General features: G+C 69.8%; 15 protein-coding genes. 3 read left to right on the forward strand and 12 right to left on the reverse strand.

The window, feature by feature from the left end; translation table 11 throughout:
* Positions 1 to 110 precede the first annotated feature (110 nt).
* The 5 genes from AB3M34_RS11400 to AB3M34_RS11420 all read right to left on the reverse strand — a co-directional run bounded on the left by AB3M34_RS11400 (position 111) and on the right by AB3M34_RS11420 (position 4,836).
* Positions 111 to 1,655, reverse strand: coding sequence for an amidohydrolase (locus tag AB3M34_RS11400; RefSeq protein WP_370613945.1), 1,545 nt, complete (start codon positions 1,653 to 1,655; stop codon positions 111 to 113).
* The gene (locus AB3M34_RS11405; protein WP_370613947.1) at positions 1,655 to 2,254 is read right to left on the reverse strand and encodes a GNAT family N-acetyltransferase; all 600 of its coding nucleotides are present in this window, start codon (positions 2,252 to 2,254) and stop codon (positions 1,655 to 1,657) included. The genes AB3M34_RS11400 and AB3M34_RS11405 overlap by 1 nt, the downstream gene beginning before the upstream one ends.
* A gap of 6 nt (positions 2,255 to 2,260) precedes the next feature.
* A complete protein-coding gene (locus AB3M34_RS11410; RefSeq protein WP_370613949.1) occupies positions 2,261 to 2,701 on the reverse strand; it encodes an Lrp/AsnC family transcriptional regulator in 441 nt (146 codons plus the stop codon).
* A gap of 70 nt (positions 2,702 to 2,771) precedes the next feature.
* On the reverse strand, positions 2,772 to 3,875 hold the full coding sequence (locus tag AB3M34_RS11415) for a M24 family metallopeptidase (RefSeq protein WP_370613950.1): 1,104 nt from the start codon (positions 3,873 to 3,875) through the stop codon (positions 2,772 to 2,774).
* A 34-nt stretch (positions 3,876 to 3,909) separates the two neighbouring features.
* Positions 3,910 to 4,836, reverse strand: coding sequence for a 5'-3' exonuclease (locus tag AB3M34_RS11420; protein WP_370613952.1), 927 nt, complete (start codon positions 4,834 to 4,836; stop codon positions 3,910 to 3,912).
* A 67-nt stretch (positions 4,837 to 4,903) separates the two neighbouring features.
* Here AB3M34_RS11420 and AB3M34_RS11425 point away from each other — a divergent pair, with 67 nt between their 5' ends.
* On the forward strand, positions 4,904 to 5,203 hold the full coding sequence (locus AB3M34_RS11425) for a thiamine-binding protein (RefSeq protein ID WP_370613954.1): 300 nt from the start codon (positions 4,904 to 4,906) through the stop codon (positions 5,201 to 5,203).
* Between the two features lie 30 nt (positions 5,204 to 5,233).
* Here AB3M34_RS11425 and AB3M34_RS11430 read toward each other — a convergent pair whose 3' ends face one another.
* The 7 genes from AB3M34_RS11430 to pafA form a co-directional block, all read right to left on the reverse strand.
* Complete coding sequence (locus tag AB3M34_RS11430; protein WP_370613955.1) at positions 5,234 to 7,984, reverse strand: DEAD/DEAH box helicase; 2,751 nt, start codon at positions 7,982 to 7,984, stop codon at positions 5,234 to 5,236.
* A 9-nt stretch (positions 7,985 to 7,993) separates the two neighbouring features.
* The gene (gene tatC, locus AB3M34_RS11435) at positions 7,994 to 8,851 is read right to left on the reverse strand and encodes a twin-arginine translocase subunit TatC (RefSeq protein WP_370613957.1); all 858 of its coding nucleotides are present in this window, start codon (positions 8,849 to 8,851) and stop codon (positions 7,994 to 7,996) included.
* Positions 8,852 to 8,916: 65 nt separating this feature from the next.
* Positions 8,917 to 9,180, reverse strand: coding sequence for a Sec-independent protein translocase subunit TatA (gene tatA, locus AB3M34_RS11440; RefSeq protein WP_370613959.1), 264 nt, complete (start codon positions 9,178 to 9,180; stop codon positions 8,917 to 8,919).
* A 175-nt stretch (positions 9,181 to 9,355) separates the two neighbouring features.
* Entirely contained in the window at positions 9,356 to 10,324 is a 969-nt protein-coding gene (locus AB3M34_RS11445; protein WP_370613961.1) for a helix-turn-helix transcriptional regulator, read from the reverse strand.
* A complete protein-coding gene (locus tag AB3M34_RS11450) occupies positions 10,321 to 11,280 on the reverse strand; it encodes a helix-turn-helix transcriptional regulator (protein ID WP_370613963.1) in 960 nt (319 codons plus the stop codon). Before AB3M34_RS11450 ends, AB3M34_RS11445 begins: the two co-directional genes overlap by 4 nt.
* An 81-nt stretch (positions 11,281 to 11,361) precedes the next feature.
* Positions 11,362 to 12,306 carry an FKBP-type peptidyl-prolyl cis-trans isomerase gene (locus AB3M34_RS11455; RefSeq protein ID WP_370613965.1) on the reverse strand — a complete coding sequence of 315 codons (945 nt, stop codon included), beginning with the start codon at positions 12,304 to 12,306 and terminating at the stop codon, positions 11,362 to 11,364.
* Between the two features lie 92 nt (positions 12,307 to 12,398).
* A complete protein-coding gene (gene pafA, locus AB3M34_RS11460; protein ID WP_370613967.1) occupies positions 12,399 to 13,760 on the reverse strand; it encodes a Pup--protein ligase in 1,362 nt (453 codons plus the stop codon).
* A gap of 155 nt (positions 13,761 to 13,915) precedes the next feature.
* Here pafA and AB3M34_RS11465 point away from each other — a divergent pair, with 155 nt between their 5' ends.
* Together AB3M34_RS11465 and AB3M34_RS11470 are read left to right on the forward strand one after the other, a co-directional pair.
* Positions 13,916 to 14,920 carry an ATP-binding cassette domain-containing protein gene (locus AB3M34_RS11465; protein ID WP_370613969.1) on the forward strand — a complete coding sequence of 335 codons (1,005 nt, stop codon included), beginning with the start codon at positions 13,916 to 13,918 and terminating at the stop codon, positions 14,918 to 14,920.
* Positions 14,917 to 15,747, forward strand: coding sequence for an ABC transporter permease (locus AB3M34_RS11470; protein WP_370613970.1), 831 nt, complete (start codon positions 14,917 to 14,919; stop codon positions 15,745 to 15,747). Before AB3M34_RS11465 ends, AB3M34_RS11470 begins: the two co-directional genes overlap by 4 nt.
* Positions 15,748 to 15,785 lie beyond the last annotated feature (38 nt).

Genomic DNA, 15,785 nt, shown 5'->3' on the forward strand with positions numbered 1-15,785 from the left:
TCTAGTGGGCGTCGGAACTTCTGGCGTTGGGCCTCTCCCCGTGACACTCGCCAGCATCCGAGAGGCGATCACGTACGACAGTGCCGAATACAAGCCCTTCCTGTCAACTGTCAGGCATCGGTCGAGGTCGTGTCGAAGGCCGTGCGGCCGCCGACGACCGTACGGACGCACCGCGCGTGTCCGCCGACCGCCGCACCGATGCCGTCGCCCCCCTCGGGCACGTCCCAGAACGCCAGGTGGGCGGCCGCGCCAGGCTCGAGCATGCCAGCGTCGTCGACCCGCGCCGCGCGCCAACCACCGACCGTGTGCGCGTGCAGCGCCTGCACGAGCGACAGCCCGGTCCCGCCGCTGCGCGGACGCATCGCCGCCTCGATCGCTCCCCACGGCGAGAACGCCGTCACGGGTGCGTCCGACCCGAACGCCAGCGGGACCCCGATCGTGTTCATCGCGGCGAACGGGTTCATGCCCCGTGCTCGCGCGCGGCCGACTCGCGTGGCGTACATGCCCTCTCGGCCACCCCATGCCGCGTCGAAGGCCGGCTGCACGCTCGCCGTGACGCCGAGCTGGGCGAGCAGCTCCAGATCGGCTCCCGACGGCATCTCGAGATGCTCGACACGGTGACGCGCGGCGCGGATCGTGTCCGTGCCGAGGACGTCGCGAGCGCTGCGGAGTCCCTCGACGAACACGGTGCTCGCCCTGTCACCGATCACGTGGAAGCCGGCCTGCAGGCCCGCACGCGTGCATCCGACGACGTGGGCCGCGACGTCGTCCGCGTCGAGGTAGAGGTGACCGGTCGACGACGTGCGGTCGTCGTACGGCGCGTGCAGGGCCGCTGTGCGCGAGCCGAGCGAGCCGTCGATGTTGAGGTCGCCGGCGAGCCCGGCGACGCCGTACGCTCGTGCCTCGTCGTAGGCGTCACGAGCACCCCAGTACGTGACGACCTCCGGAAGCACCTCGGCCTCGCGAAGCCCGCGCACGATCTCGACGTCGTCGAGAGGGGAGATGTCGGGGGCGGCGTTCTCGTGGACGGAGACGATGCCGGCCGCCGCCGCGGAGCGCAGGGCGGTGCCGATCGTCACCTCGCGGTGCGCCGATCCTGTCGTCGTCGCCAGGTGACGGCGTACGAGGTGGTGCGCCTGGCGCTCGACACGACCGTCACCGAGCCAGCCGTCGGCGTCGCGCAGACCCGCGACCTGGTCGACCAGCGTCGCTGACACGACGCCCGAGTGCCCGTCGACCCGCGCGAGGTACACAGCGCGTCCACCGACCGCGCGATCGACGTCGGTCCCGGTGAGCGATCCGTCCGCCCAGTCGGTGTCGTCCCAGCCCTGCCCGTGCACCACGGCGTCCGCCGATGCCGCCACATGGCTGTCGAGACGCTCCAGCGCCTCGACGCGCGAGCGTGCGCCCGACAGGTCGAGGCCCCGCAGGGCCTGACCCGTCATCCCGAGGTGGACGTGGGCGTCGACGAAACCTGGCGTCAGCAGTACTCCGGGGAGCGCGTGGACGTGTGCAGCTCCATCTGCCCACCGATCGGCGTCGGTGTCGGCGCCGACCCATGCGATGCGGTCACCCTCGACGGCGAGAGCGCCGACGCCGTCGCGGTCGACGAACCGCACACCGCGATAGAGCACGCGCTCGGGCGCCTCCCCCATCAGCGCACCTCGGAGGCCCCGGGGCCGGTCGGGGCGTCGCCGTGCAGCCTGAGGTCGTGCTCGTCGGGACGCAGGTCGAGCCAGAAGTAGACGTTGTCCCAGCGCTGGTCGCCGATCGCGACGAAGTCGGGGATGCGGCCGTACTCGCGGAAACCCAGACGCTCGTACAACGCCATCGCCGCGTGGTTGTTGCCGCGCACGTCGAGCGTGAGGATCTCGATGCCGGCGAGGCGGGCGTAGTCGATCAGCTCTGTCACCAGCCGCTGGCCGAGGCCTCCGCCCCGGGCCGAGGACGAGACCGCGACGCGGCCGATGTCGGCGTGCGGCTGCTCGGTCTCGCCGATGCGGCGCGACCAGTAGGCAAAGCCCACGACGGCGCCGGCTGAGCTCTCGGCGACGGCGAGGCAGGCGTCGTCGAGGTCGCTCTCGTGCACGAGATCACCGAGGAGGTCACCGATCTCCGAACGGCTCGGGGGTTCCACCCAGCCGAGCGCCGCCCCTTCCTCCACCAGATGGGTGATCACGGCGTGCAAGGAGTCGAGCAGTGCAGGCTCGGGCTCCGTGACGCGACGGACGGTGAAGGTGGCCTGTTCGGCCATACGGGGTCAGCCTCCGATCGGGCGGTTCTCGTAATAGGTGGACAAGACGATGGTGCTCCGCGTCGAGACGTTCGCCGCCGCCCGGATCTCGGCGAGCAGACTCTCCAAGGCGCTGGTGGTCGGCACCCGCACCTTCAGCAGGTAGCTCTCCTCACCGGCGACCGAGTAGCAGGACTCGATCGCGTCCAGGTGACGCAGGCGCTCTGGTGAGTCGTCCGGCTGGCTCGGGTCGATCGCCCGGATCGAGATGAACGCCGTGAGCCCGAGGCCGACCGCCTGGTGGTCGAGCTGCGCCTGGTAGCCGCGGACGACACCCCGTGCCTCCAACCGCCTGACACGCTGGTGAACGGCACTCGTGGACAGTCCGGTGGCCCGGCCGAGGTCGGTGAAAGACATCCGGCCATCAGCGGACAGGAGCCGGATGATCTGCGCGTCGGTTTCCTCCACGCTGGACAGGATATCGATCGATCCCGATCTGGCGGTCGAATAGGCGCACAGCGAGACAGCGCGTCGGCGCTCAGCCGAGGACGACCAGGTCGCGCGACGTGCGGTTGAGCCGCTCGAGGCCGTCGTCGGTGGTGACGACGATGTCCTCGATCCGTGCTCCGTGCCTGCCCTCGAGGTAGATGCCCGGCTCGACCGAGAACGCCATGCCTGGTTCGAGCACGAGGCCGTTGCCCGACACGATGTAGGGCTCCTCGTGGGTCTCCAGGCCGATGCCGTGTCCCGTGCGGTGCAGGAACTCTGCGCCGAAGCCGGCAGCGGTGATGACGTCGCGACCGACCGCGTCGACGGACTCGGCGGTGACGCCCGGCCGTGCGTACTCGCACTGCGCCTTCTGCGCGGCCAGCAGAACCTCGTAGTACGCGGCGAAGTCGGCGGGAGCCTCGCCCCCGGCGACGTACGTGCGGGTCGAGTCGGAGCAGTATCCGGAGGGCATAGTGCCGCCGATGTCGACGACGACGGGCTCACCGACGCCGATGACGCGGTCGCTGACCTCCGCGTGCGGCGAGGCCCCGTTGGGGCCCGAGCCGACGATCACGAACTCGACCGTCTCGTGACCCTCGGCGAGGATCGCCTCGGCGATGTCGCGCGCGACCTCGCGCTCGGACCGGCCGGGTCGCAGCCACTCGGCCATGCGGTCGTGCACGCGGTCGATGGCAGCACCCGCGTCCCGGAGGGCCGCGACCTCCTCGGGGGTCTTGCGCATCCGCAGCTCACGAAGCACCGGACCGGCGAGCACCTGGTCGGCGTCCATCAGCGCCGCACCGAACGCGAACACCCGCTCGGCCCACATGTGGTCGTCGACCGCCACGCGGCGTGCCCCCAGGACGACCTCGGTCGCCGCGGCGTACGGGTCGTCAGTCTCGTCCCAGCCGACCAGCCGGATGCCGTGCTCCTCCACGCCGGCCTCCACCGCCATCTGCAGCTCGAGCCGCGGGAGCACCAGGACGGCCTCGCCGTCGGTGGGCAGCACGAGGCACGTCAGCCGCTCGAGCGGCATCGCCGCGAAGCCGGTGAGGTAGCGGAGGTCTGCGCCCGGCGTCACCAGGAGCGCGTCGACGTCGGCGGCACCCGCGGCCTTGCGGGCGGCGTCGAGCCGGAGGGAGATGTCGGTCATGCCACCGACACTACCCGTGGCGAAGGACGGGGCCTCAGGGTGCTGACAGGGCCGCCACTGCGCGCTCGGCCGTACGCCCGAGCCCCCAGGTCTGCGCCAGCTCGGCCATCGCGGTGACCTGCTGCGGCGTCAGCGGACGCAGGGTCAGGTCGACGTCGAGCGGGAGGTCACGGACGACCTCCACCACGCGTGGCGCGACCGCGAGGTAGTCGGAGGCCGCCAGGAGGTTGGCGCGTGCCCGCGGGGCCATCTTGACGTGACGGTCGCCGGCGGCGGCGACGATCCCGGCGAGGTCCCCGTGCGCGGCGAGCATCGAGGCTGCCGTCTTCTCACCGATCCCCGCCACACCGGGCAGGCCGTCGGACGGGTCACCTCGGAGCACGGCGAAGTCGGCGTACTGCGTCGGCTCGATCGCGTAGCGCTGGCGGATCCAGGCGGCGTCCACCGACTCGAGGTTGCGCATGCCCTTCGCCGGGTAGAGCACCCGGACGCCGCGGACGTCGTCGACCAGCTGGAAGAGGTCACGGTCGCCGGTCACGACGTCGACAGGCCCGTCCCACGTCGTCGCGAGCGTCCCGATGACGTCGTCCGCCTCGTAGCCGTCGGCTCCGACCACGGGGACGCCGAGGATCTCGAGGGCCTGCGCGATCACCGGCACCTGGACGTCGAGCAGGTCGGGAGTCTCCTCGACGTCCGGTCCGGTCTCGCGCGGAACCTCGACCCGGTGGCCCTTGTACGAGGGGATGAGGTCGACCCTCCAGGCGGGACGCCAGTCGTTGTCCCAGCAGGCCGCCATCGCGTCCGGCTTCAAGGTGTCGACCAGCGTGGCCACGAAGTCGAGCATGCCGCGGACCGCGTTGACCGGCGTCCCGTCGGGCGCCCGGAGGCTGTCGGGCATGCCGAAGAACGCACGGAAGTAGAGCGAGGCCGAGTCGAGCAGGAGCAGCTTCTGCGCAGGCATACCCCGCACCGTACTCGTCACGTCAGTCATCGCGTACGGACCGCGAGTCACCGCGTACGCTGAGGCGATGATCGCAGCCTTCAGCATCAGCCCCGGCACCTCGGACGACACCGGCGGCGTAGCCGAAGCGGTTGCGCGCGCGATCGCGGTGGTACGCGCGAGCGGGCTGCCGTACGAGACCAACGCGATGTTCACGAACGTCGAGGGCGACTGGGACGAGGTCATGGGCGTCGTCAAGCGCGCCGTCGAAGCCGTCGCCGCGGTGTCGCCGCGCGTCTCGCTGGTGCTCAAGGCCGACGTCCGCCCGGGGCGTACAGGGCAGCTCTCCGAGAAGGTACGGCGCATCGACGACCTGCTCGGCGAGTGACCTCTCGGTCCGTACGGCGTGAGCCGCCGGCTACTCGCTGACGGAGGTGTACGACACCACGCCGCGCCGCAGCTGGTCGGCCGCCGCTCGTGCCGTGCTGCGCAGGCCCTTGTCGGTCGCGGCTGCCGCCACCTGCTCGATCACGTCGAGAAGCTGCTTCACCGCACGGACGAAGTCGCCGGCGGCGATGCCGTTGGCCTCCAGCACGACGTCGAGGTCGTAGCCGGACGCCCACTGCCATGCGGTCCAGCCGAACCCGAAGTCGGGGCGACGCAGGAACGACAGCCGGTGCGTACGCTCGACCTGCTCGAGCTCGGCCCAGATCCGCCCCATCTCGTCGGCGACGACGGCCGAGGTGCCGCGGGGGAACCGCGGCGGGCCGTCGCCTTCGGGGTTGCGCGACACGTAGGTCAGGCCGCTGATCACGCACGCGAACTCGGCCGGGTCGAGCCCCTCCCAGGTCCCTCGACGCAGGCACTCCCCCGCGAGCAGGTCGAGCTCGGAGTAGAGCCGCTGGAGGCGCTGACCGTCCGGGGTCACGGTGTCGCCGTCGAGGTAGCCGAGCTCGTCGAGCACCTCGCACACCCGGTCGAACTGTCGTGCCACGGTGTTGGTGCGCTGCTCGATCCGGCGTCGCTGGTTGCCGGTGTCGCGCTCGAGCCGCGACCAGCGCTCCGCCCACCGCGCGTGCTCCTCGCGGTCCGGGCACTGGTGGCACGGGTGCTGCTTCATCTGCGTGCGCAGCTCGTCGATCTCCGGATCGTGGATCGGCTCGCCCTTGGTGCGGCGCGTGCGCGGAACCTCGAGGTCGCGGGTCTTGTAGCGCAGCGTCGACGCGAGGTCACGGCGCTGCTGCGGGTTGCGCGCGTTGAACGTCCTGGGGACCCGGATCCGGGTCGACGCCTCGATCGGCGTCGGGAAGTCGATCAGGCCGAGCCGGCGTGCGTGCCGGTCCGTCGTGAGGACGTACGGACGCGGGGCGCTGCGGTCCTGGGACGTGCCGGGGTCGAGGACGACCGCCCAGCCGGCCCACTTTCCCGCGGGAACCGAGATGACGTCGCCGGGTCGCAGCTTGGACAGCGACGCGGCCACGTCGTCGGCGTACGCGGACTTGCGCTTGCGCGACGCTCCCTGCTCGAGGTCCTTGATACGCCGTCGCAGCGCGGCGTACTCCATGAAGTCACCGCGCGAGCACGTGGCGGCCTCCGCGTAGCCCGCCAGCGCCTCGTCGGCCTTGTGCACCTGCCGCGCGAGCCCGACGACCTGGCGGTCGGCCTGGAACTGCGCGAACGACTGCTCGAGCATCTGCCGCGCGGTCGAGCGCCCGACCTGGTGGACGAGGTTGACGGCCATGTTGTACGAGGGGTGGAACGACGACCGCAGCGGGTACGTGCGGGTCGAGGCGAGGCCGGCGACGTGCTTGGGGTCGAGCCCGGGCTGCCACAGCACCACACCGTGGCCCTCGACGTCGATGCCGCGCCGTCCGGCACGACCGGTGAGCTGCGTGTACTCCCCCGGCGTGATCTCGGCGTGCGTCTCACCGTTCCACTTCGTCAGCTTCTCGATGACGACCGACCGCGCCGGCATGTTGATGCCGAGCGCGAGGGTCTCGGTCGCGAAGACCGCTTTGACGAGCCCGACGCTGAAGAGGTGCTCGACGACCTCCTTGAAGGTCGGCAGCATGCCCGCGTGGTGCGCCGCCACGCCGCGCGCCAGGCCCTCGACGAAGTCGGCGTAGCCGAGCACACCCAGGTCGGCGTCGGGCAGCGACGAGGTCGCCTCCTCGACGTACGCGCGGATCTCACGCTCCTCCGCCGGGGACGTGAGACGCAGGTGCGACGCGAGGCACTGCTCGACAGCAGCCTGGCAGCCGACCCGGCTGAAGATGAAGGTGATCGCAGGCAGCAGGCCGGCCGCGTCCAGCCGGTCGAGGACGTCGACACGGTTCGGGGTGTAGTTGCGCGAACGGTGCCGGTGGGCGCCGTACGACTGGCCGCGCTTGCCGCGTCGGCCCGGGCCTCCACCGGCACGGCCAACCTGGCGCATCCGCCACTCGTCGCGGGCGATGCGCTCGAGCTCCTCGTTGACCCGGACGCCCTCGGTGGGGTCGCCCTCGAACAGGTCGAACAGGCGCCGCCCGACCAGGACGTGCTGGTAGAGCGGCACCGGCCGCTGCTCCGACACGACGGTCACCGTGTCGCCGCGGACCTCCGACAGCCAGTCGCCGAACTCCTCCGCGTTGGAGACCGTCGCCGAGAGGGACACGACCTGCACGGACTCGGGCAGGTGGATGATGACCTCCTCCCAGACCGCACCACGGAACCGGTCGGCGAGGTAGTGCACCTCGTCCATCACCACGAACGCCAGGCCCTCGAGGGTCCGTGAGCCGGCGTAGAGCATGTTGCGGAGCACCTCGGTCGTCATGATGACGATCGGAGCCTCGCCGTTGATCGTGTTGTCGCCGGTGAGCAGCCCGACGTTCTCGGCGCCGTACCGCTGCACGAGGTCGTGGAACTTCTGGTTCGAGAGCGCCTTGATCGGCGTCGTGTAGAAGCACTTGCGCCCGGTCTTCAGCGCGACGTGGACGGCGAACTCACCGACGAGCGTCTTGCCCGACCCCGTCGGGGCCGCGACAAGCACCCCGTGCCCGTTCTCCAGGGCCTCGCACGACTCGATCTGGAACGGGTCCAGCCCGAACTCGTAGAGATCGGCGAACTCGGCGAGAAGGGGCTTGGCCTGCGCGGCCCGGAACTGGGCGTAGCGCTCCGCCGGAGAGGTCATGCCTCCAGACTACGGGGCGGGCCTCGGATCGTCGGGCTCGTCCAGGTCGCTCGGCCTGTCGTCGGCAAGGTCGTGCTCGACCGTGATCTCGGACATCTCGTCGTCGGCGACGGCGAGGCCCTCCGCGGCCTCTCGCTTCGCCCGCCGTCGGTCCACCAGGTGCGCGATGGCCTCGGCGATCAGGAACAGCAGCGTCATCGGCAGCGCGAGCACGATCATCGTGAGCGGATCGGTCGACGGCGTCGCGATCGCGGCGAAGATGAATGTCGCGAGGATGATCCAGGCGCGTGACGACGCGAGCTGGCGCCCCGAGACGGCGCCCATCGCGTTCAGCAGCACCACGAAGAGCGGGATCTCGAAGGCGACCGAGAACACCAGCAGGATGCGTAGGACGAACGCGAGGTAGTCGGGCAGCGCGTTGAAGTTCGACGCGAAGTCGGGGGTGAACCCCATCAGGAGCTCGATGCCCTTCGGGAGCACGAGGTATCCGGTGATGAACCCGATGATGAACAACGGGCCTGCGATCGCACAGAAGAGGATCGTCCAGCGGCGTTCGTTGCGGTGGAGCGCGGGGACGATGTACGCCCAGATCTGGTAGAGCCAGAACGGGCTGGACACCACGAGGCCCGCGACCAGAGAGATCTTGAGCGCGAACGTGAAGGGGTCGGCGATCCCCGAGAAGGTGAGCGCCTCGTTGATGTCCTGGCCGTTCTCCTCCAGCGTCTCGACCGCCTGGAAGTACGGGACGGTGAGGAAGTCCAGCAGCTGGTCGTAGAAGAACGCGGCCGCGACCGTGCCGACGACGATCGCGAGGACCGCCTTAAGCAGACGGTCGCGGAGCTCGCGGAGGTGCTCCGCAAGAGGCATCGAGCCATCAGGGGCTGCGGCCGGTCTGGGCCGCTTCCCCCTCGAGATGAGAGCCACTGATCAGATCAGGGCGTGTCGGTGTGCTTGTCGTACGAGGTCTGCCGGGCCGGCTGGACGACGTCGGACGGCAGCGCCGCAGGCCTGTCGACGACCGGCTTGGTCTCGACCTTCTCGTCGTCGTCGTCCATCAGTCCCTTGGTCTCGGACTTGAAGATCCGGAGTGCTCGGCCGGATCCTCGGGCGAGCTCGGGGAGCTTCTTCGCGCCGAACAGAAGGACCAGGACAGCCAGGATGAGAACGATCTCCATCGGGCCGATCTGCTTGAACATAGGGACCTCACGATCTCCGTGCGTCGTTGCGCAGGACACGCTCCGTTGCGCCTTCACTCGCATCGTACGCTGCCGACCACCCAAAGGTCTCCTACCCCGCGCGCATCCGCCGATCCTGGCCAGGATCGACATCCCGCGTTCACCGGGCGGAAACCCACGGTCGAGCCCGACGGCCTCAGACGGAGTCGTACGCCGCCAGCGCCGCCCGCGACTCGCTGACGACCTGCTCGGCGAGCCTCGGGGGCTCGACCACGCGGATGTTGCCGGCTGCCCTGAGCACGAAACGCTTCAGCCACGCCTCGTCGCCGGTGACGACCTTGATCCGGAGCCAGCCCTCGTCGTCGGTGCCGAGCTCGGTGTGGTCGACGTACTCGCGGACCCACAGTGCGTTCGGGTGCAGCGCGATCACGGCCTCGGACGAGCCGGCCTGCGGCTCGAAGAGACGCGTCGCGTAGTCGCGCCGCTCGACCCCCTCGTGCTCGGCGACGGGCGTCTCGAGGATCTCGACGGACTCGACGCGGTCGAGCCGGAAGAGCCGGACGTCCTTGGCCCGGTAGCACCAGCCCTCGACGTACAGGCGACCCTCGGCCGTGATGAGGCGCAGCGGGTCGACGTCGCGCTCGGTGAGCTCGTCGCGGGACTCGACCAGATAGGTCAGGTGGACACGCCTGCCCGCCGACAGGGCGTCGGCGAGTCGCTCGTGCACGGCCGACTCGGCGTCGTCGACGAGTATCTCGGCCGCGTCGACGCCGCCCTGGGCACCGCCCGTCGCCGCGAGCAGCTTGGCGAGCGCCGAGTCGATCGCGGGCTGGTCGTGACCGCCGGCGGTCTCACGGAGCGCACGCAACGCTGTGATGAGGGACGCGGCCTCGTAGCCGTTGAGCCGCAGCGGACGCGTCAGGAAGTCGGCGTTCTCGATGTAGACCACGCCGTCGCTGGTGAGGGCGTCCATGTCGACGTCGATCATCTCGCCCGTGACGGCCTCGGGCAGCCCGCAGAACCACAGCACGTTGAGGTCCTGGACGATCTGGCGCTTCGTCACGCCGAAGAGGTCGGCGACCTCTCCGACGGGGACACCATCGTTGGAGCGGAGGTACGGGACGAGGGCGAGCATGCGCTCGATCTGCTTCGCGGACGTGCTCATCCGGCGGCCTCCAGGACCCGCGCCAACCGGGCGCGCACCTCGTCGCGGAGGTCGCCGGGCGCGATCGCGACCGCGTCCCTGCCGTACGAGGCGATCTCGGAGGCCAGCTCGCTGGCGGAGCCGTACGGGACCTCGATGAGGTCCCAGCCGTCGTCGTCGGGGTGCTCGGAGGTCGCCCGGCGTCGCAAACCCAGGCCACGCCCACGGCGTACTCGGACCACGGCGTCCGCGGTGGGCGGCGCAGGGAACAACGCCTCGGCCATCGCCCGGACGTCGGCGTCGTCGGGGACGTCGAACTCGTGGGGTCCGCCCGCCGGCTCGACGTCGCCCACGACCCGGCTCAGCCGGAAGAGCCGCTGGTCGGCGCGGTCGCGGTCGTAGCCGACGAGGTACCAGCGGCCGTGCCACGACACGAGCCGCCACGGCTCGACCACACGTTGGGCGCGGGCGCCGTCGGCGCGCTCGTACTGGAAGGTGACCGGCGTGCGGGTGACGACGGCCTCCCAGATCGGCTCGAACGCGGGCTCGCTCGCCGCCAGTCGAGGCTCGACACCGGACAGGGCGTCGGGATCGATCGGGACGCCGGCTGCGACGAGCTTGCGCAGCGCGACGGCGGTCGCCTCGCCCAGCCGTGCGCTCTGCCAGACGCGGGCCGCGACACCGATCACGGCTGCCTCGGAGGGCTCGAGGTCGATCGGTGCGAGCTCGAACTCCTCACGACGGATGCGGTAGCCGCTCTCGTTGCCGTGGTACGACTCCGTGTCACGGACCTCGATCGTGATGCCGATGGTCCGGAGGGCTTCCTTGTCGCGCTCGAACATCCGGTCGAACGCGGCGTCCTTCTGGCCGCGGTACGGCTCGATGATCTCGCGGATCCGGGACTTGGGCAGGTAGGTGGGAGTCACCAGGAGGGCGATGAGGAGGTTCATCAGCCGCTCGGTCGTCCGGGGTGCCACCACTCGCTCCTCGTCGGGTCAGACCTGCAGGTCAGCCAACAACGTACAGGGTCGGACCCGACGCGGAGCGCCGGATATCGACTACGGGGTCGGCGTGGCCGCAGGCGCGGGATCGGCCTTCTTCACGAGGTCCACGACGAACACCAGCGAGTCGCCGCCGTTGATCCCTGCCTGCGGGTTGCCGGCGGTGCCGTAGCCGTCGGCGTAGGGGATCGTGACGAGGACGCGGCTGCCGATCTTCTGGCCGACGAGACCCGTGATGAAGCCCGGGATCATCGCGCCCTGCTGGAGCTGGAAGTCGACCGTGTCACCGCTCTTGTAGGAGCTGTCGAAGGTCTTGCCGTCGCGGCCGTTGACACCGACGTAGCGGACGGTGACGGAGTCGTTCTCCTTGACCGTCACGGCCTTCTTGCCCTTGGCCGGGATGACGACCTTGGACTCGGTCTTCGCGACCACCAAGGGCTTCGTGCCGAGGGTCACCGTCGGGAGCTTGCCCCAGGCGCCCTTGACGGAGACGTCGTCGATGGTGCCGGTCGGCTTGGGAGCCTCCCACTTGGAGAGCACGTCGGCCACGACGAGCATCGTCTCGTCGGCCTGCTCGGTGCCCTCCTGGGCGCCGAGGTCCTTGCCGGTCGCACCGATCAGGACGCGGGTGCCGTACGACTCGCCGATCACGGCGGGAGCGATGATCTTGTCCTGCTCGGAGCTCATCGTGGTGGCGCCGCCGGCGTCGGACTCGAAGGTGTTGCCCAGCTCGGAGCCGTCCTTGCCGGCGATGATCACGTACTTCATGACGACGTCGTCGCCGTCGGCGATCTTGGCGCCGTCACCCTCGACCACGACGCGGGACGTGGTCTCGTCGACCGACACGCCCTTCGCACCGTCGACCTTCGGGTTCTCACCGACCTTGCCGGTGACCTTGACGGAGTCGAAGGAGCCGGCGTCGGAGTCGTCGTCACCTCCCTCGCCACAGGCGGCGGTGAGCACGAGGAGCGGGACGATCACGAGAGCGGCGAGGCGACGCACGTTGGGAGGACCAATCACTGGGGGTCAGGGCAACGACTGCAACCGTAGCCGACGAACCTCAGAATTCTATGAGGACGGTGTGACGCCGGGTGTCACATGCCGTCGATGAGCTTCTGGACGCGCTCGTCCTGGGCCCGGAACGGGTCCTTGCACAGCACCGTGCGCTGGGCCTGGTCGTTGAGCTTCAGGTGGACCCAGTCGACCGTGAAGTCCCGTCGACGCTCCTGGGCGCGCTTGATGAACTCGCCCCGGAGCCTCGCCCGGGTGGTCTGCGGCGGCTTGGACTTCGCCTCGAAGATCGACAGGTCGTCGGTGACGCGAGCCACCGCTCCCTTGCTCTCCAGCAGGTAGTAGAGGCCCCGGTCCCGCAGGATGTCGTGGTACGCGAGGTCCATCTGCGCGATCCGCGGGTGGCTCCACGTGAGGTTGTTCTTCTCGCGGTAGCGGTCGAGGAGGCGGTACTTGATGACCCAGTCGATCTCGCGCTCGACGAGGGACAGGTCCTCGGACTCGACGGCCTTGAGGGTGCGCTCCCACAGCTCCAGGGCGCGTACGGCGACCGGGTCGTCGGGGTTGTGGCGGTCGACGAAGGCGCGTGCCTTGCCGAGGTACTCGGCCTGGATCTCCAGGGCCGACAGCTCACGACCGTTGGCGAGCGCCACCTTGCGGCGGCCGGTCATGTCGTGCGAGATCTCGCGGATGGCGCGGATCGGGTTGTCGAGGGTCAGGTCACGCATCGGGATCCCGGCCTCGATCATCTGGAGCACGAGGTGGGTGGTCGCGACCTTCAGCAGCGTCGTCGTCTCGCTCATGTTGGAGTCGCCGACGATGACGTGCAGGCGGCGGTAGCGCTCGGCATCCGCGTGAGGCTCGTCGCGGGTGTTGATGATCGGGCGCGACCGCGTCGTGGCGGACGAGACGCCCTCCCAGATGTGCTCGGCCCGCTGGCTGACGGAGAACATCGCTCCCCGGGGCGTCTGCTGGACCTTGCCGGCGCCGCAGATGATCTGGCGGGAGACGAGGAACGGGATCAGGATGTCCGCGATGCGGCTGAACTCGCCGTCTCGGGACACCAGGTAGTTCTCGTGGCACCCGTACGAGTTGCCTGCCGAGTCGGTGTTGTTCTTGAAGAGGTAGATGTCGCCGAGGATGCCGTCCTCGCGCAGGCGCGTCTGGGCGTCGAGGAGGAGGCCTTCGAGCACCCGCTCCCCCGCCTTGTCGTGCGTGACGAGCTCGACCACGTCGTCGCACTCGGGCGTCGCGTACTCGGGGTGGCTCCCGACGTCCAGGTAGAGCCGTGCTCCGTTGCGCAGGAAGACGTTGCTGCTGCGCCCCCACGAGACGACGCGGCGGAAGAGGTAGCGCGCCACCTCGTCCGGCGACAGGCGCCGCTGTCCCCGGAACGTGCACGTGACGCCGTACTCGTTCTCGATGCCGAAGATCCGTCGTTCCACAGCTCCACCCTATGCCTGAAAGCGAAGCGCCACGTCGGACTCGCGGGTCACCGACCGACAAGTTAAGGAGTCGAATCCTGTCCTACCTGCGTGAGAAGATGTTCCTCTGTTCTTCCTAAGAGGAATACGCGGCAACGAACGGCGACGAAGGAGTGATGGCGACCATGACAGGGATCGCGATCGAGACGCACGGACTCATCAAGAAGTTCGGCGACAAACGGGCGGTCGACGCGGTCGATCTGGTGGTGCCGGAGGGCGGGGTCTACGGGTTCCTGGGCCCCAACGGCGCGGGCAAGACGACGACCATCCAGATCCTGGCCACCCTCATGAAGCCCGACGGCGGCTCGGCGAGCGTCTTCGGTCACGACGTCGCCCGCGAGGCCGACGAGGTCCGGAGCATGGTCAGCCTCACCGGCCAGTACTCCTCGGTCGACGAGGACCTGACCGGCCGCGAGAACCTCCAGCTACTCGGTCGCGTGCTCGGCTACTCCCGCGCCGAGGCCCGCACGCGCTGCGACGACCTCCTCGACGCCTTCGGACTCAGCGATGCTGCGAGCAAGCAGGTCAAGCGCTACTCCGGCGGCATGCGACGGCGACTCGACATCGCCGCGAGCATCGTCGTGACACCGCGCCTCCTGTTCCTCGACGAGCCGACGACCGGGCTCGACCCGCGCAGCCGCAACCAGGTCTGGGACATCGTGCGGGCGCTCACCGCCCGCGGCACGACGGTCCTGCTGACCACCCAGTACCTCGACGAGGCCGACCAGCTGGCCGAGCGGATCGCCGTCATCGACACCGGGCGCATCATCGCGGAGGGCACGAGCAGCCAGCTCAAGTCCTCGGTCGGGTCGGGCGCCCTGCACGTCCATCTCATCGACCCGGGCGACCGGCCCCGTGCGATCGACATCCTCTCGCGTGCCTTCGGTGACGAGGTCTTCCCGGGCTCCGACCCCGCCGACGTCACCGGCCGCGTCGACGACCGCGCCAAGGTGCCGGCGGCGCTGGCGACCCTCGCGGCTGACGGTGTCGAGCTCGCCGGCTTCAGCTACGGCCAGCCGACGCTGGACGAGGTCTTCCTCGCGCTGACCGGCCACACCGCCGAGGAGTCCGACGCCGCCGGCGACTCTGCGCAGAACGATCCGGAAGGAGCCGTGGCATGACCACCACCGAAGCCCCCGTAGCCGCCGAGAAGCTCGACGCCGTCCTCGCGACAGGACCACGCCCGCCCCGTGCGAGCGCTGTCACCACGTCGCTGGCGTTCGGCTGGCGGGCGCTCCTGCGCATCAGGCACGTCCCCGAGCAGCTCTTCGACGTGACGCTGTTCCCGGTGATCTCCGTCCTGCTGTTCACCTACCTGTTCGGCGGCGCCATCGCCGGGTCGACCAGCGAGTACCTGCAGTTCGTCCTGCCGGGCATCCTCGTGCAGACCGTGGTCATGATCACGATGTACACGGGCGTCGCTCTCAACACCGACATCGAGAAGGGCGTGTTCGACCGCATCCGCACGCTGCCGATCTGGCGGCCGTCGGCTCTCGTCGGAGCGCTCCTCGGCGACGCGGTCCGCTACACGCTCGCCTCCGTCTTCGTCGTCACCCTCGGACTCGTCCTGGGCTACCGGCCCGACGGCGGCTTCGTCGGCGTCGTTGCCGGAGTCGCCGTGCTGATGGCGTTCAGCTTCGCCTTCAGCTGGATCTGGACCTGGGTGGGCCTGCTCGCACGCAGCCCGCAGTCCGTGATGGGCATCAGCATGATGGTGCTGTTCCCGCTGGCGTTCCTGAGCCCGGTCTTCGTCGACCCGTCGACGATGCCGGACTGGCTCCAGACATTCGTCGAGATCAATCCGATCTCGCACGCCGTCTACGCCGTCCGCGGCCTGATGTCGGGTGACTCCGTCGGCGACGAGATCATGTGGACGTTCGTGGCGTCGGTCGTCATCATGGCGATCTTCGCTCCGCTCACCATGCGGGCCTACAGCCGCAGGCGCTGACTCGTCGCCGCCCGGTCGGGGGTCCGGGCGGCGACGCT

It is taken from the genome of Mumia sp. Pv4-285, assembly GCF_041320275.1.
Taxonomy (GTDB): domain Bacteria; phylum Actinomycetota; class Actinomycetes; order Propionibacteriales; family Nocardioidaceae; genus Mumia; species Mumia qirimensis.

Coding starts and splice junctions, on each gene's coding strand:
- AB3M34_RS11425 (WP_370613954.1), top strand. CDS start 4,904: ATGATCGCAGCCTTCAGCATCAGCCCCGGCACCTCGGACGACACCGGC.
- AB3M34_RS11430 (WP_370613955.1), bottom strand. CDS start 7,984: ATGACCTCTCCGGCGGAGCGCTACGCCCAGTTCCGGGCCGCGCAGGCC.
- AB3M34_RS11400 (WP_370613945.1), bottom strand. CDS start 1,655: ATGGGGGAGGCGCCCGAGCGCGTGCTCTATCGCGGTGTGCGGTTCGTC.
- AB3M34_RS11405 (WP_370613947.1), bottom strand. CDS start 2,254: ATGGCCGAACAGGCCACCTTCACCGTCCGTCGCGTCACGGAGCCCGAG.
- AB3M34_RS11420 (WP_370613952.1), bottom strand. CDS start 4,836: ATGCCTGCGCAGAAGCTGCTCCTGCTCGACTCGGCCTCGCTCTACTTC.
- tatC (WP_370613957.1), bottom strand. CDS start 8,851: ATGCCTCTTGCGGAGCACCTCCGCGAGCTCCGCGACCGTCTGCTTAAG.
- AB3M34_RS11415 (WP_370613950.1), bottom strand. CDS start 3,875: ATGACCGACATCTCCCTCCGGCTCGACGCCGCCCGCAAGGCCGCGGGT.
- tatA (WP_370613959.1), bottom strand. CDS start 9,180: ATGTTCAAGCAGATCGGCCCGATGGAGATCGTTCTCATCCTGGCTGTC.
- AB3M34_RS11465 (WP_370613969.1), top strand. CDS start 13,916: ATGGCGACCATGACAGGGATCGCGATCGAGACGCACGGACTCATCAAG.
- AB3M34_RS11470 (WP_370613970.1), top strand. CDS start 14,917: ATGACCACCACCGAAGCCCCCGTAGCCGCCGAGAAGCTCGACGCCGTC.
- AB3M34_RS11445 (WP_370613961.1), bottom strand. CDS start 10,324: ATGAGCACGTCCGCGAAGCAGATCGAGCGCATGCTCGCCCTCGTCCCG.